Source organism: Rathayibacter sp. Leaf296, from assembly GCF_001423045.1.
Classification (GTDB): domain Bacteria; phylum Actinomycetota; class Actinomycetes; order Actinomycetales; family Microbacteriaceae; genus Rathayibacter; species Rathayibacter caricis.
The window spans coordinates 1,989,865-2,002,662 of sequence record NZ_LMNR01000001.1; the positions used below are offsets into that span (position 1 = coordinate 1,989,865).

Sequence of the window (12,798 nt, forward strand, 5' to 3'; positions counted from 1 at the left end):
CTAGGAGCCCTTCTGGGTCGGGGAGGAGTCGCCGTCGGCGGCTCCCGGGGTGGAGGGGGAGGAAGAGGGGCCGGCGAGCCGGCGGATCTCGGCGACGAGGTGCCGGCGCAGGGGCGGTTCGGCGACGCGGAGGTAGGAGTCGACCGTCTCGGCACCGCGCGGCGACCACGAGAGGACGAGCAGGCCGCCCTCCTCGACGGCGCGGTCGATGGCGTAGCTGCCCTCGCCCGCCCCGCGCAGCAGGGCCGCCGGGATCACGGTCTCGCGCTCGCCGACCGGCGCGAGGACCACGCCGCGCTCGTGGAGTCGCAGCGTCGCCCTCCCGCGGAAGCCGAGGCCCGGCAGCACCACGCGTTCGAGCGGCTGCTCGAAGCGGGTCGTGGCGACGTAGGGCAGCTCGACCGACTCGAGCTCGGCGCCCAGCGACTCGGCCGGCACGGCCTCGGGTGCGAGGTCGGCGGAGCGGCGGCGGCGCGCGCGCCACGACAGCGCCATCCCGGCGAAGACCAGGACGACGACCGCGGCGATGACGATCGTGATGACGGTCCTATCCACGGGCGGACCTCGCGGCGGCGGCGACCTCGGCGGCGTCGACGAGCTGGCCGTCGAGCACGGTGGGGTAGCCGTCGTGGAACGTGGCGACGACGCGACCGGGCAGCTCGCGTCCGAGGTAGGGCGAGTTCGCGCTGCGACCGCGCAGGTCGGCCGTGGAGAAGCGGCGGCGCGCCTCCGGATCGTAGAGCACGACGTTCGCCGGGGCGCCCACCGCGAGACCGCGGTCGTAGCCGTCGAGCCTGCCGATGCGCGCCGGGGCGGCGGAGAGGACGCGCGCGATGTCCGACCAGGTCATCCGGCCGTCATCGACGACGGCGGCGTGGACGACCGGGAGCGCGCTCTCGAGGCCGACCATGCCGAACGCGGCGGCGTCCCACTCGCAGTCCTTCGCCTCCACGGGGTGCGGGGCGTGGTCGGTCGCGACGATGTCGATCGTGCCGTCGGCGAGGGCCTCGCGCAGCGCCAGGACGTCCTCGTCGCGGCGCAGCGGCGGGTTCACCTTGAAGCGCGCATCGTAGCCGCCGCCCCCGTCGTGCCCCGCGATCAGCTGCTCGGTCAGGAGCAGGTGGTGCGGAGTGACCTCGGCGGTCACGTCGATCCCGCGCGCCTTCGCCCAGCGGATCACGTCGACCGAGCCGGCGGTCGAGACGTGGCAGACGTGCAGGCGGGAGCCGACGTGCTCGGCCAGCAGAACGTCGCGGGCGATGATCGCCTCCTCCGCCACCGCGGGCCACCCGGTGAGTCCGAGGGCGCTCGAGACGGCTCCCTCGTTCATCTGCGCGCCGATGGTGAGCCGCGGCTCCTGCGCGTGCTGCGCGACGACTCCGTCGAAGGCCTTCACGTACTCGAGCGCGCGGCGCATCAGCAGCGCGTCCGAGACGCACTTCCCGTCGTCCGAGAAGACCCGGACCGCCGCACGGCTGCGGGCCATCGCGCCGAGCTCGGCGAGGGACTCCCCCGCGAGGCCCACGGTGACGGCTCCGATGGGCCGCACCGTCGCGTAGCCGGCGTCCTCGCCCAGGCTCTGCACCTGCTCGACCACCCCGGCCGTGTCCTGCACCGGGGAGGTGTTGGCCATGGCGAAGACGGCGGTGAAGCCGCCCGCGGCAGCGGCGCGCGATCCGGTGAGCACGGTCTCGCTCTGCTCGAAGCCGGGCTCGCGGAGGTGGGTGTGCAGGTCGACCAGGCCGGGCAGCGCCATCAGGCCGTCGGCGTCGACGACACGGGCCCCGCTCGAGTCGAGGTCGGCTCCGATGTCGACGACGACTCCGCCGTCGATCAGGACGTCGGCGGTGCTCTCGTCGGCGAGGGTCGCCCCCGAGATCAGGATCCGACCGTGTCCGCGGGTGCTGGTCAGTGGCGTGCTCATCAGTGGATCTCCCGTTCGCCGGACAGCAGCAGGTAGAGCGCGGCCATCCGGACCGAGACCCCGTTGGTGACCTGTTCGAGCACCGTGGAGCGGCTCGAATCGGCGGCGGCCGAGGAGATCTCGACGCCCCTGTTCATGGGTCCGGGGTGCATGACGATGGTATCGGGGCCCAACCGGGCGAGTCGCTCGTCGTCGAGCCCCCAGATGCGCGCGTACTCGCGGCCGTTGGGGAAGAAGCCGCTCGACATCCGCTCGAGCTGGATGCGCAGCAGCATCACGACGTCGGGCAGTCCCGAGTCGAGCGCGTCGTCGAGGTCGAATCGGATGGTCGCCGGCCAGCCGACGGTGTCGACCGGCACCAGGGTGGGCGGAGCGACGAGGGTCACCTCGGCGCCGAGCGCCGTCAGCAGCCAGACGTTCGAGCGCGCCACCCGCGAGTGCAGGATGTCGCCGACGATCGTCACCGCGACTCCGTCCAGGCCCTTGCCGCGGGAGGCCGACGGGCCGTGCAGGCGCCGGCGGATGGTGAAGGCGTCGAGCAGCGCCTGCGTGGGGTGCTCGTGCGTTCCGTCGCCGGCGTTCAGGATCGACGCGTCGATCCATCCGCTCGCCGCGAGCACGGCCGGGGCGCCCGAGGCGCTGTGCCGGACGACGACTCCGTCGGCCCCCATCGCGGCGAGGGTCTGCGCGGTGTCCTTGAGGCTCTCGCCCTTCGAGACGCTCGAGCCCTTGGCACTGAAGTTGATCACGTCGGCCGAGAGCCGCTTGGCGGCCGCCTCGAACGAGATCCGGGTGCGGGTGGAGTCCTCGAAGAAGAGGTTGACGACCGTCTTCCCGCGCAGCGTCGGCAGCTTCTTGACCTCCCGGTTCTGCACGTCCGCCATGTCCTCGGCGATGTCGAGGAGGCCGATCGCGGAGGAGCGGTCGAGGTCGCGGGTCGAGAGGAGGTGCTTCACGCGTCGCCCCGTCCGTCGGACCCGCCGTCGCGGGCGGACTCGATGGCGACGAGGTCCTCGCCGTCGGTCTCGACCAGGCGCACGTTGATCCTCTCGCTCAGACTGCTCGGAAGGTTCTTGCCCACGAAGTCGGCCCGGATGGGGAGCTCGCGGTGGCCGCGGTCGACCAGGGCGGCGAGGCGGACGGCGCGCGGGCGGCCGATGTCGCTCAGGGCGTCCAGCGCGGCGCGGATGGTCCGCCCCGAGAAGAGCACGTCGTCGACGAGCACGACGGTGCGGCCGTCGATGCTCGCGGGGACGGTCGTCCTCGCGGGGGTGCGAACCGGGTGGCGGGAGAGGTCGTCGCGGTACATCGTCACGTCGAGGGCACCGGCGAAGACGGGGGCGGCATCGGGCTCGATGCGGGCGATGGCGTCGGCGATCCGCCGGGCGAGGACCACGCCGCGAGTCGGGATCCCGAGGATCACCAGCGACTGCGCTCCCCGGTTCGACTCGAGGATCTCGTGGGCGATGCGCGTCAGAGCGCGCGAGATGTCAGCGCCGTTCAGCACGATGCGTGCCGTCACACCGACCTCCTTCCCCGTCTCTCCGGACGGCCTTAAAGGAAATGTCCCCCCGAGTATAGGGGGCGCTCGACCGAGCACGGCCTCGTCCCGCCGACGACCCGAGTCGGCCGTGGATCATCGACCGGACCGCGACGGACCCCCTTTCGGGAGGCGGATCAGGGAGAAGAGAACGCCCGTTCCCGCTCGGTCCCCGGTAGCCTGTGACCGGTGACGACGGCGCGCCGCCCCTCCTCCCGTCGCTGGTTCCGCACGCCCCCCTCCCGCGGAACGCCCCCCGGCGCACTCTCCCGAGCGAACTGCTCCTGTCCCGGCCGCTGTGCCCGCCGGAAGTAAGGATCCCCTCCATGACCACGTCCTCCTTCGGCGGATCCCCGCTCTCGCGACGCACCGTCCTCGCCGGATCGATCGCGGGGATCGGCGCGACGATCGTGCTGGCCTCCCCCGCCGCCGCGGCGCCGAACTACTCGGTGATCCCCAGGCTCCTCGGCGAGATCTCGCGCACGGACACGGTCCTGTCGCGCGTGGGCCGCACCCCCTACGAGGTCATCGACGTCTCGATCGGCGGTGACCGGACCCGGCTCTTCGTGCCGCACACCGCCGCGCCGAGCCTTACCTCCGCGAAGACCTTCCTCTGGTACTACCACGCCAACGGGAGCAGCTACGCGGCTCTGTCCGGCGCCTTCCAGTACGCGGCCGACCAGGCCGTCGACCGCGGCTTCGTCTGCATCTGCCCGAACTACGGCGGCAGCGAGTGGACCGGGCCCAAGGCGATCGCCGCTCACGGCAACGCCGTGAAGTGGGTCACCGCTCAGTGGAAGGTCGGAGCCAGCTTCCTCCGCTCCAACTCCGGTGGCGGCACCCTGCTGAGCTGGGCGTACGGCAACCGGCTCGTGCCGAGCATCCGCGGTGCCTACATCGCCAGCGGCACCTTCGACATGGCCGACATCGCCGAGCGCGACCCGCTGCGCGTCCTGCCCGCTTACGGCAACGACCTCTCCACCGTCCCGGCCACGAACCCGGCACTGCTGCCCCAGTCCGTCTGGGCAGGCACGCGTCTGCGGATCAGCGGCTCGGACGACGACATCATCGTCCCGTTCGCGAAGCACGGCCTCGCGCTGCACGAGAAGGCGCTGCCGGTCGCGAAGGAGACGAGCATCCTCCGCCACTCCGGCGAGGGCGCGCCGTACGGTCACGTGGTGCCGAGCGCGACCAACAAGGACATGCTCGACATCTTCGACCGCTGGCTGGCCGAGGGGCCCGTGGACGAGACGCCGAACCCGCCGCAGCCGACGGCACCCGGAGCGGGCACCTATCAGAACGGGTCGGAGTCCATCGTCACCGAGGGCACCTGGTCGACGCTCTCCGCCTCGGCGGACAACGGCGGCAGCATCTCCTACTCCACGAGCACGGGAGCCTCGGCCTCGCTCACCTTCACCGGCACCGCCGTGAGCTGGGTCAGCCGTCGCACGAGCTCCTCCGGGATCAACGAGGTGTACATCGACGGAGCGCTGGTCGCCTCGGTCGACCGCTACAGCTCGTCGACCGCGTACGCCCGGACGGTGTGGACCAGCGGCCCCCTCGCCGCCGGAACGCACACGATCACGATCAAGCGCGGCAGCACGAGGAACCCGTCCTCGAGCGGATCCAACATCATCCTCGACGCCTTCGTCGTCGAGAACACCCCCGTCACGACCCCGCCCACGCCGACGGCGGCCGGGCCCGGCACGTACCAGAACGGGGACGCCCTCATCGTCACCGAGGGGATCTGGTCGTCGCTGTCGTCCTCCGCGGACAACGGCGGCAGCATCTCGTACTCGACCAGCGTCGGAGCCTCGGCGGCGCTGACGTTCTCCGGGACGAAGGTCAGCTGGGTGAGCCGGCGCACGTCCTCCTCCGGCACCAACGAGGTGTACCTCGACGGCGTGCTCGTCACGACCGTCGACCGCTACAGCGCGTCGACGAAGTACAACCAGACCGTGTGGACGAGCGACGCGCTCCCCGCCGGCACGCACACGATCACGATCAAGCGCGGCAGCACCAGGAACGCGGCCTCGAGCGGCTCGAACCTGATCCTCGACGCGATCGTCGTCTCCTGAGACGCGACCGGGCGGTCCGTTCCCCTGCGGGGACGGACCGCCCGGTCGGCGGTGCAGTGCTCGGACTCGATGGTCAGGCGGGGGTGCGCGACTCCGCCACCGACGCGAGCAGGCCGTTGATGAAGCCCGCGGAGTCGTCGGTCGAGAGCACTGTGGCGGCCTCGACGGCCTCCGAGATCGCGACGCCGTCGGGCACCTGGTCGTTGTGCAGGATCTCCCACACGCCGATCCGGAGGATCGCGCGGTCGACGAGGGGCATCCGCGCGAGCGTCCAGCCCTTCGAGAGCCGCTCGATCAGCGCGTCGATCTCGGCGGCGTGGTCGATGACGCCGTCGACGATCTCCCGCGCGTAGAGCCACGAGGCTTCACGGGCGGGCTCGTGGACCGCCCGCTCCGCCTCGGCGCGCAGGGAGTCGGCGAGGGAGATCTGCCGGACGTCGGCGTTGTAGATGATGTCGAGGGCGCGCTTGCGCGCCTTCGTGCGTGCGCTCACGGACGGCCCGGCTCAGCTGACGCGGCCGAGGTAGTCGCCCGTGCGGGTGTCGACCTTGACCTTCGTGCCCTGCTCGAGGAACAGCGGGACCTGGATCTGGTAGCCGGTCTCGACCGTGGCGGGCTTGGTGCCGCCGGTCGAGCGGTCGCCCTGCAGGCCCGGCTCGGTGTACGTGATCTCGAGCACCACGGAGGCGGGCAGGTCGATGTAGAGCGGGTCGCCGTCGTGCAGCGCCAGGGTGACGTTCTGGTTCTCGAGCATGAAGTTGGCCGCGTCGCCGACGACCGCCTCGGGGACGGTGATCTGGTCGTAGTCCGAGGTGTCCATGAAGACGAAGTCCTGGCCGTCGCGGTAGAGGTACTGGAAGTCGCGGCGGTCGACGTTCGCCGTGTCGATCTTCGCGCCCGCGTTGAACGTCTTGTCGACGACCTTGCCGGTGAGGACGTTCTTCATCTTGGTGCGGACGAACGCGCCGCCCTTGCCCGGCTTGACGTGCTGGAAGTCGATGACGTTCCAGAGCTGACCGTCGATGTTGAGGACGGTGCCGTTCTTGATGTCGGTGGTAGAGGCCATGCGAAGGGGGATCCGTTTCGGTGGAAGTCTGCTGCCGGTGGGCCCGACTCCGGGCGCGGCGATATCGGCCGGTACGGCTGACCCGTCGAGTGTAGTCGATGGGCGCGGCGGGGCCGAGGGAGCCTGGACGGCCGGTGCGAATCCGCACCCGGCCCTCGCGGAGGGAGGAGGGTGGGAGGACGTCACGAGAGGAGACCCGCCATGGCGGATGCCACGACACCCTTCGACTCCGGAACGGTCGACGCCGCCTTCACCGCGGTCCCGATCGTCATCGCCGCGATCGTCGTCCTCATGGTCGTGCTGATCGTCGTGAACCTGCGACGTGCGAAGAAGCTCGGAGTGAATCCGCTCACTCTCCAGACCGATCTCGCGGCGAAGCTCGCGAAGGACGGCTTCGGCGGCGGTCGACCGCTGAGCGAGCGACTCGCCGAGATCGACCGGCTGCACGCCGACGGCACTCTCAGCGACGAGGAGCACACCGCGGCGAGGCGTGCGGCGCTCGAGGGCCGCACCTGATCGGAGCGGCCGAGCGGCCCTAGGAGCCGATCTCCTGGTAGGCGGCGAACAGCAGGGACGTCTCGGGCCCCTGCAGGATGCTCGGGCGCGCGATGTCGTCGAGCACCACGAAGCGCAGGATGCCCGCGCGGGACTTCTTGTCGCGCTGCATCGCCGCGAGGAGCGTCTCCCAGCGGCCCAGCGGGTAGCTGGTCGGCAGCGTGAGCGACTCGAGGACGCTGCGGTGGCGGTCGACCGCCGCATCGCTCAGCGATCCCGTGAGCCGCGAGAGCTCAGCGGCGAAGACCATCCCGACCGAGACCGCCGCGCCGTGCCGCCACTGGTAGCGCTCGGCGTGCTCGATCGCGTGGCCGAGGGTGTGGCCGTAGTTCAGGATCTCGCGCAGCCCCTGCTCGGTGAAGTCCTCGCCGACGACCCGCGCCTTGATGCCGATCGAGAGCTCGACGAGGCGTCGGAACTCCTCGGACGTCGGGTCCGTCGCCAGGTCGACGTCGGACTCGATGATGTCGAGGATCTGCGGCTCGGCGATGAGGCCGTACTTCACGATCTCGCCGAAGCCCGCGAGGATCTCGTTCCGCGGGAGGCTCGAGAGCACGTCCAGATCGGCGACCACGGCGCGCGGCGCGTGGAAGGCGCCCACCAGGTTCTTGCCCTCCGCCGTGTTGATCCCGGTCTTGCCGCCGACGGCGGCGTCGACCATCCCCAGCACCGTGGTGGGCACCTGCACGACGCCGACACCGCGGAGCCAGGTCGCCGCGACGAAGCCGGCGAGGTCGGTGATCGATCCCCCGCCGAAGCCGACGACGACATCGGTGCGGGTGAAGTCGGACTGGCCCATGACCTGCCAGCAGAAGGCTGCGACCTCGACGCGCTTGGCCGCCTCCGCGTCCGGCACCTCGGCCAGGAGCACCTCGTAGCGCTCGAGAAGGCTCTCGCGGATCTCGGCGGCCAGGACGGCGAGGGTCGGCGGGTGCACGATGAGCACCTTGGCCGCGCGCGGGCCGATGGCGTCGGCGAGGCCGTCGAGGAGCCCCCGGCCGACGGTGATGTCGTAGCCGGTGGCGCCTGTCACGGTGATGGCGGTGGAGCCGTCGTTCATGGGAGTCTTCCGCTCGGGCGGCCGGAGGCGGCCGCCGGGTCGTCTGCACGGCCGCCGGCGGCGGTCGCGTCGTGTCGGGGATCGGTCGCGCTCGTGCGCACCCACTCGGCGATCTCCGCGGCGATCGCGGTGATCGGCCGGCGGGAGGTGTCGACCGTGAGGTCCGCCAGCGCATCGTAGATCGGACGGCGCTGCTCGTGCAGACGCGTCCAGTCCGCGACCCCGCCGCGCACGAGCGGTCTGCTGCCCGAGCCGAGGCGGTCGCGGACGGCCTCGGCCGTCGTGGTCAGCAGGACCACGGGCACGTCGGCCAGGTCGGCGCGCGTGAGCGGATCGAGCACCGCTCCCCCGCCGAGGCTCAGCACGACGTCGCGGCGCACCGCGCGCGCGACGACCAGCCGCTCCTCCCGGCGGAAGGCCGCTTCGCCGTGGGCGTCGAAGTAGGCGGCGATCGGGCCGTGGGCGGCGACGAAGTCGGCGTCGGAGTCGACGAAAGGCGCGGCCAGGGACTTCGCGACCCGCTTCCCGATGGTCGTCTTCCCGGCCCCCATGGGACCGATGAACACCACTCGGGCGCGGGCCGCGCCGGTATCGTGTCCGGCCATCAGCGCTCTCGCCGGGCGGCGGGGGCGGGCATCAGGAGGCTCCGAGGGCCGGGTTGCTCGCCGTGGCGGTGCGCAGCTCCTCCGGGATCGCGTCGAGGTAGCCGCGCAGGTTGCGGCGCGTCTCGCCGATGCTGTCGCCGCCGAACTTCTCGAGCACGGCGTTCGCCAGCACCAGAGCGACCATCGCCTCGGCGACCACGCCCGAGGCGGGCACCGCGCAGACGTCGGAGCGCTGGTGGTGCGCGCCGGCGGCCTCGCCGGTGGCCACGTCGACCGTGCGCAGGGCGTGCGGGACGGTGGCGATCGGCTTCATGCCGGCGCGGACGCGGAGGACCGTTCCGGTGCTCATCCCGCCCTCGGTGCCGCCCGCGCGGTCGCTGGAACGCGAGATGCCGGCGGCGTCCTGGAACAGCTCGTCGTGCGCCTCGGAGCCGCGGCGGGTCGTCGTGAGGAAGCCGTCGCCGACCTCGACGCCCTTGATGGCCTGGATGCCCATGAGCGCGGCGGCGAGCTGCGAGTCGAGGCGGCGGTCCCAGTGGACGTAGGAGCCCAGACCCGGCGGGAGGCCGTAGGCGAGGACCTCGACGACGCCGCCGAGCGTGTCGCCGTCGTCGTGCGCCCGGTCGACCTCGGCCACCATCAGCGCGCTGGTCGCGGCGTCGTGGCAGCGCAGCGGGTCCGCGTCCAGCGCGTCGACGTCGGCAGCGGACGGCAGCGGCGAGCCCTCGGGGACGCGCACGGGGCCGATCGCGAGGGTGTGGCTGACGAGCTCGATGCCGAGCTCGCCGAGGAAGCGGCGGGCGATCGCGCCCAGGCTCACTCGCGCCGCGGTCTCACGGGCGGACGCGCGCTCGAGGACGTTGCGCGACTCGGCGAAGCCGTACTTCTGCATGCCGACGAGGTCGGCGTGGCCGGGCCGGGGACGCGTCAGTGCGGCTCCGCGCCCCTTGGGAAGGGTCTCGGGGTCGCGCGGCTCGGCCGACATCACGTCGACCCAGCGCGGCCACTCGGTGTTGCCGATGCGCAGGGCGATCGGACTGCCCACGGTGGCGCCGTGGCGGATGCCGGAGGAGACGGTGAGCTCGTCCTGCTCGAAGTTCATGCGTGCGCCGCGGCCGTAGCCGAGCTTTCGCCGAGCGAGATCGCTGCGGATGTCCTCGAGTGAGACGGGGACCCCCGCGGGGAGTCCTTCGAGGACGGCGATGAGTTCGGGACCGTGGGATTCCCCGGCCGTGAGCCAACGGAGCATCCTCCGATTCTCGCACACGGGGCCGGAGCGCACCGCCGGGCCGCGGGCCCGCGCTCGCTCCTCGGCCGGTCAGTCCCCGTCGGCCGCAGCGGCCCGCATGGCGGCGAGGACCTCGTCCTCGCGGAGCAGCGGCGCGGCCGGATCCCCGGCCGTGAAGATCCGGACCTGCACCAGAGCCTGGTGCAGCAGCATCCCGAGCCCGGAGACGACGGGAGAGCCTCCGGCCCGCCAGCGGACGGCGAGCGGGCTCGGCCACGGCGAGTAGGCGACGTCGAAGAGCGTCGAGGCGGCGACGACGGCGTCGGGCACCGCGAGCGCACCGGACGCGCCACCGGGGAGCGTCGAGACGACGAGCGGATGCGGCTCCCCCGACTCCCAGTCCTCGAACGAGCGGATCTCCAGCACCGCGCCGAGGGCGGCCGCGACCGGTCGCAGGGGCTCGGCGCGCTGCGGCGACCGGGCGGTGACGGTGATGCGGGTCGCTCCCCGCTCGGCCGCGGCGGCGATCGCCGAGGCGGCCGTCGCTCCCGCGCCGAGGATCTCGACCCGATCAGCGGCGGGGACCCCCGCCTCGCTCAGCGCGCGGACGATCCCGGCGACGTCGGTGTTGAAGCCCCTCCGCCGGACGACGCAGGCCTCGCGCTCGAGCAGCACGGTGTTCACCGCACCGGTCGCGCGGGCGACCCGGTCCTCCTCGTCCAGCAGCGGCCGAACCGCGTGCTTCAGCGGCATCGTCAGCGAGAGCCCGTGCCACCGGGCGACCGGATCGGCGAGCACGGCGGCGAGCGTCGCCTCCGTCGTCTCGAGGGCCGTGTAGGTCCAGTCGAGCCCCAGCACGCGGTACGCGGCCGCGTGCAGGGCCGGCGACTTCGAGTGCGCGATCGGCGATCCGAGGACCGCCAGGCGCGCACCCGCCGTCACTGGTACTCCGGGTTCGCCCGCATCCACGCCTGCCACTGGTCGACCGCGGCGTTGTGCTCGGCGTCAGTGGTCGAGTAGACCGTCTCACCCGTCTCGAGGTTCACCGTGACGAAGTACATCCAGGTGCCCTCGGCGGGGCGCAGGACGGCCTCGATCGCGACGTCGCCGGGGTTCGAGATCGGAGCGGGCGGCAGGCCGTCGCGCTGGTAGGTGTTGTAGACGTTGTTCACGTCGGCGCGCTCGGCGTCGGTCGTCGACACGCGGTCCGTCGCCCCGGTGCCGTAGGCCACGGTCGCGTCGGACTGCAGCCGCCAGCCCTGGTCGAGACGGTTCTGGAACACGCGGGCGACCTTCGGGAAGTCGTCGGCTATCCGCGCCTCGCGCTGCACGAGCGACGCGAACACGACGACCCGGTAGCGGTCCTCCGGCGCGACCTGCGCCTCGTCCAGCGCCTGGAACATCCGCGTCACGAGCGTCTGCAGGATGTCGTGGGCGGGGGTGCTCGGATCGATGTCGTACGTCGCCGGGAAGAGGAAGCCCTCGAGGCTGGTCGCCTCGGCGGGCAGCCCGTAGGAGCCGAAGTCCGCAGCCGCCGCCTGGAGCTCCTCCAGAGGGACCCCCGTGCCGTCCGCGATCAGCGGGAGGGCGCCCGCGAGAGCCGTCCCCTCCGGGATGACGAAGGTGTTGGCCAGGCGCGTCGACTCGGAGTCGAGCAGCGCGGCCAGTGCCGACTTCGCGCTCATCTCGGCCTTGAGCGAGTAGGCGCCGGGCTGGAACACGGGCTCCGGGGTCGTGGAGACCAGGAGCTCGTAGAAGGGCGCGTACGACTTGATGACCCCGTCCGCGACGAGGTTGCTCGCGATGTCGCTGCCGCCGTCGCCCTGGTGGATCGTGAACACGACCTCGCTCGTGCCGGTGCCGGCGTAGTCGGCCGCCTCGGGCTCGGCGAAGAGCGCGCGGACGGGCTCGACGAACATCGTCACCGCGACGGCGACGAGCGCCACGAAGACGCCGAACGCGAGGAGTCCGCCGATCAGCCCGCGACGGCTGCGGCGCGTGCGGGTCGCTCCGCCGGAGCGCTCCCGGCGACCTCGGGTCGACGCACGCGCATCGGGGTGGGCGGGCTCCACCGCGTCTCCGCGGTCGCGGGCGACGGGCACGTCGGGGCCGGAGAAGAGCCGGTCGAGCTGATCCGCACCGGACGACGTCGTCGCGGCCTCACTCGAATCGGGGAGCGGTCCGCGGTTCGGAGGGAGCTGACTCGGCTGATCGGCGCCGCGGGCGTCGCGGCGGCTCGGGGGGACGTCGGTCACGGGTGGGTCGTCCTTCGTTCGGTTCGAGCGGGGAGCCGGCGGGGAGACCGCTGGAGCGCTCGGAATCGATGGCGTGCTGCAGGATCACCACGGCGGCGACCTGGTCGATCACGGCGCGGGAGCCGCGGGTGTCGCGTCCGGAGCGGTGGAGGGCGCTCTGCGCCGTCACCGTCGACAGACGCTCGTCGACGAGCCGGACGGGTGCGCTCGGCACCGCCGCGGCCAGACGCGCTGCGAACGCGCGCGCGTCGTCGGTGGAGGCCGTCTCGGCCCCCGAGAGCGACAGGGGCAGTCCGACGGTGATGCCGACCGCTCCGTGCTCCTCGGCGATCGCCGCGAGGCGCGAGATGTCCGCGTCCCCCTCGGCGTCCTTCTCGCGGGCGACGGTCTCGACCGGCACCGCGAGCAGACCGTCGGCGTCGCAGCGGGCGACACCGATGCGGGCGCGGCCCACGTCGATGCCGAGCCGGACGCCGAACCGGTCCAT

General features: G+C 72.4%; 14 protein-coding genes. 2 read left to right on the forward strand and 12 right to left on the reverse strand.

Features of this window, described 5'->3' with window-relative positions; translation table 11 throughout:
- From ASF46_RS09215 to pyrR, 4 genes are read right to left on the reverse strand one after another with little or no spacing between them, the layout of a single operon-like run.
- Positions 1–555, reverse strand: a complete 555-nt coding sequence (locus ASF46_RS09215) for a hypothetical protein (protein ID WP_056867218.1) — start codon at positions 553–555, stop codon at positions 1–3.
- Positions 548–1,924: a dihydroorotase gene (locus tag ASF46_RS09220; protein ID WP_056867219.1), complete on the reverse strand. Its 1,377-nt coding sequence runs from the start codon at positions 1,922–1,924 to the stop codon at positions 548–550. Before ASF46_RS09220 ends, ASF46_RS09215 begins: the two co-directional genes overlap by 8 nt.
- On the reverse strand, positions 1,924–2,880 hold the full coding sequence (locus tag ASF46_RS09225) for an aspartate carbamoyltransferase catalytic subunit (RefSeq protein WP_056867220.1): 957 nt from the start codon (positions 2,878–2,880) through the stop codon (positions 1,924–1,926). Before ASF46_RS09225 ends, ASF46_RS09220 begins: the two co-directional genes overlap by 1 nt.
- Positions 2,877–3,446: a bifunctional pyr operon transcriptional regulator/uracil phosphoribosyltransferase PyrR gene (gene pyrR / locus ASF46_RS09230; RefSeq protein WP_056867221.1), complete on the reverse strand. Its 570-nt coding sequence runs from the start codon at positions 3,444–3,446 to the stop codon at positions 2,877–2,879. Before pyrR ends, ASF46_RS09225 begins: the two co-directional genes overlap by 4 nt.
- Before the next feature lie 344 nt (positions 3,447–3,790).
- Between pyrR and ASF46_RS09235 the strand changes: the two genes are divergently transcribed.
- Entirely contained in the window at positions 3,791–5,542 is a 1,752-nt protein-coding gene (locus tag ASF46_RS09235; RefSeq protein WP_056867222.1) for a hypothetical protein, read from the forward strand.
- A gap of 73 nt (positions 5,543–5,615) precedes the next feature.
- Here ASF46_RS09235 and nusB read toward each other — a convergent pair whose 3' ends face one another.
- Entirely contained in the window at positions 5,616–6,035 is a 420-nt protein-coding gene (gene nusB / locus ASF46_RS09240; protein ID WP_055791796.1) for a transcription antitermination factor NusB, read from the reverse strand.
- A 12-nt stretch (positions 6,036–6,047) separates the two neighbouring features.
- Positions 6,048–6,608, reverse strand: coding sequence for an elongation factor P (gene efp, locus ASF46_RS09245; RefSeq protein ID WP_055791792.1), 561 nt, complete (start codon positions 6,606–6,608; stop codon positions 6,048–6,050).
- Positions 6,609–6,809: 201 nt separating this feature from the next.
- Between efp and ASF46_RS09250 the strand changes: the two genes are divergently transcribed.
- A complete protein-coding gene (locus ASF46_RS09250) occupies positions 6,810–7,124 on the forward strand; it encodes a hypothetical protein (RefSeq protein WP_056867223.1) in 315 nt (104 codons plus the stop codon).
- Positions 7,125–7,143: 19 nt separating this feature from the next.
- On the opposite strand, the gene aroB is transcribed toward ASF46_RS09250, so the two are convergent.
- The 6 genes from aroB to ruvX all read right to left on the reverse strand — a co-directional run bounded on the left by aroB (position 7,144) and on the right by ruvX (position 12,798).
- A complete protein-coding gene (gene aroB / locus ASF46_RS09255) occupies positions 7,144–8,223 on the reverse strand; it encodes a 3-dehydroquinate synthase (RefSeq protein WP_055791787.1) in 1,080 nt (359 codons plus the stop codon).
- On the reverse strand, positions 8,220–8,828 hold the full coding sequence (locus ASF46_RS09260) for a shikimate kinase (protein WP_082485331.1): 609 nt from the start codon (positions 8,826–8,828) through the stop codon (positions 8,220–8,222). Before ASF46_RS09260 ends, aroB begins: the two co-directional genes overlap by 4 nt.
- Positions 8,829–8,859: 31 nt before the next feature.
- The gene (gene aroC / locus ASF46_RS09265; protein WP_056867224.1) at positions 8,860–10,077 is read right to left on the reverse strand and encodes a chorismate synthase; all 1,218 of its coding nucleotides are present in this window, start codon (positions 10,075–10,077) and stop codon (positions 8,860–8,862) included.
- A 69-nt stretch (positions 10,078–10,146) separates the two neighbouring features.
- Positions 10,147–10,998 (reverse strand): shikimate dehydrogenase, encoded by an 852-nt coding sequence (locus tag ASF46_RS09270; RefSeq protein WP_082485332.1) that lies wholly within the window; start codon positions 10,996–10,998, stop codon positions 10,147–10,149.
- Entirely contained in the window at positions 10,995–12,311 is a 1,317-nt protein-coding gene (gene mltG / locus ASF46_RS09275) for an endolytic transglycosylase MltG (RefSeq protein WP_235576892.1), read from the reverse strand. The genes ASF46_RS09270 and mltG overlap by 4 nt, the downstream gene beginning before the upstream one ends.
- A complete protein-coding gene (ruvX, locus tag ASF46_RS09280) occupies positions 12,217–12,798 on the reverse strand; it encodes a Holliday junction resolvase RuvX (protein WP_416351484.1) in 582 nt (193 codons plus the stop codon). Before ruvX ends, mltG begins: the two co-directional genes overlap by 95 nt.

Excerpts from the sequence above, each read along its gene's own strand:
- ASF46_RS09220 (WP_056867219.1), bottom strand. The coding sequence starts at position 1,924 with ATGAGCACGCCACTGACCAGCACCCGCGGACACGGTCGGATCCTGATC.
- ASF46_RS09235 (WP_056867222.1), top strand. The coding sequence starts at position 3,791 with ATGACCACGTCCTCCTTCGGCGGATCCCCGCTCTCGCGACGCACCGTC.
- efp (WP_055791792.1), bottom strand. The coding sequence starts at position 6,608 with ATGGCCTCTACCACCGACATCAAGAACGGCACCGTCCTCAACATCGAC.
- ASF46_RS09250 (WP_056867223.1), top strand. The coding sequence starts at position 6,810 with ATGGCGGATGCCACGACACCCTTCGACTCCGGAACGGTCGACGCCGCC.
- aroB (WP_055791787.1), bottom strand. The coding sequence starts at position 8,223 with ATGAACGACGGCTCCACCGCCATCACCGTGACAGGCGCCACCGGCTAC.
- ASF46_RS09260 (WP_082485331.1), bottom strand. The coding sequence starts at position 8,828 with ATGGCCGGACACGATACCGGCGCGGCCCGCGCCCGAGTGGTGTTCATC.
- aroC (WP_056867224.1), bottom strand. The coding sequence starts at position 10,077 with ATGCTCCGTTGGCTCACGGCCGGGGAATCCCACGGTCCCGAACTCATC.
- ruvX (WP_416351484.1), bottom strand. The coding sequence starts at position 12,798 with ATGGACCGGTTCGGCGTCCGGCTCGGCATCGACGTGGGCCGCGCCCGC.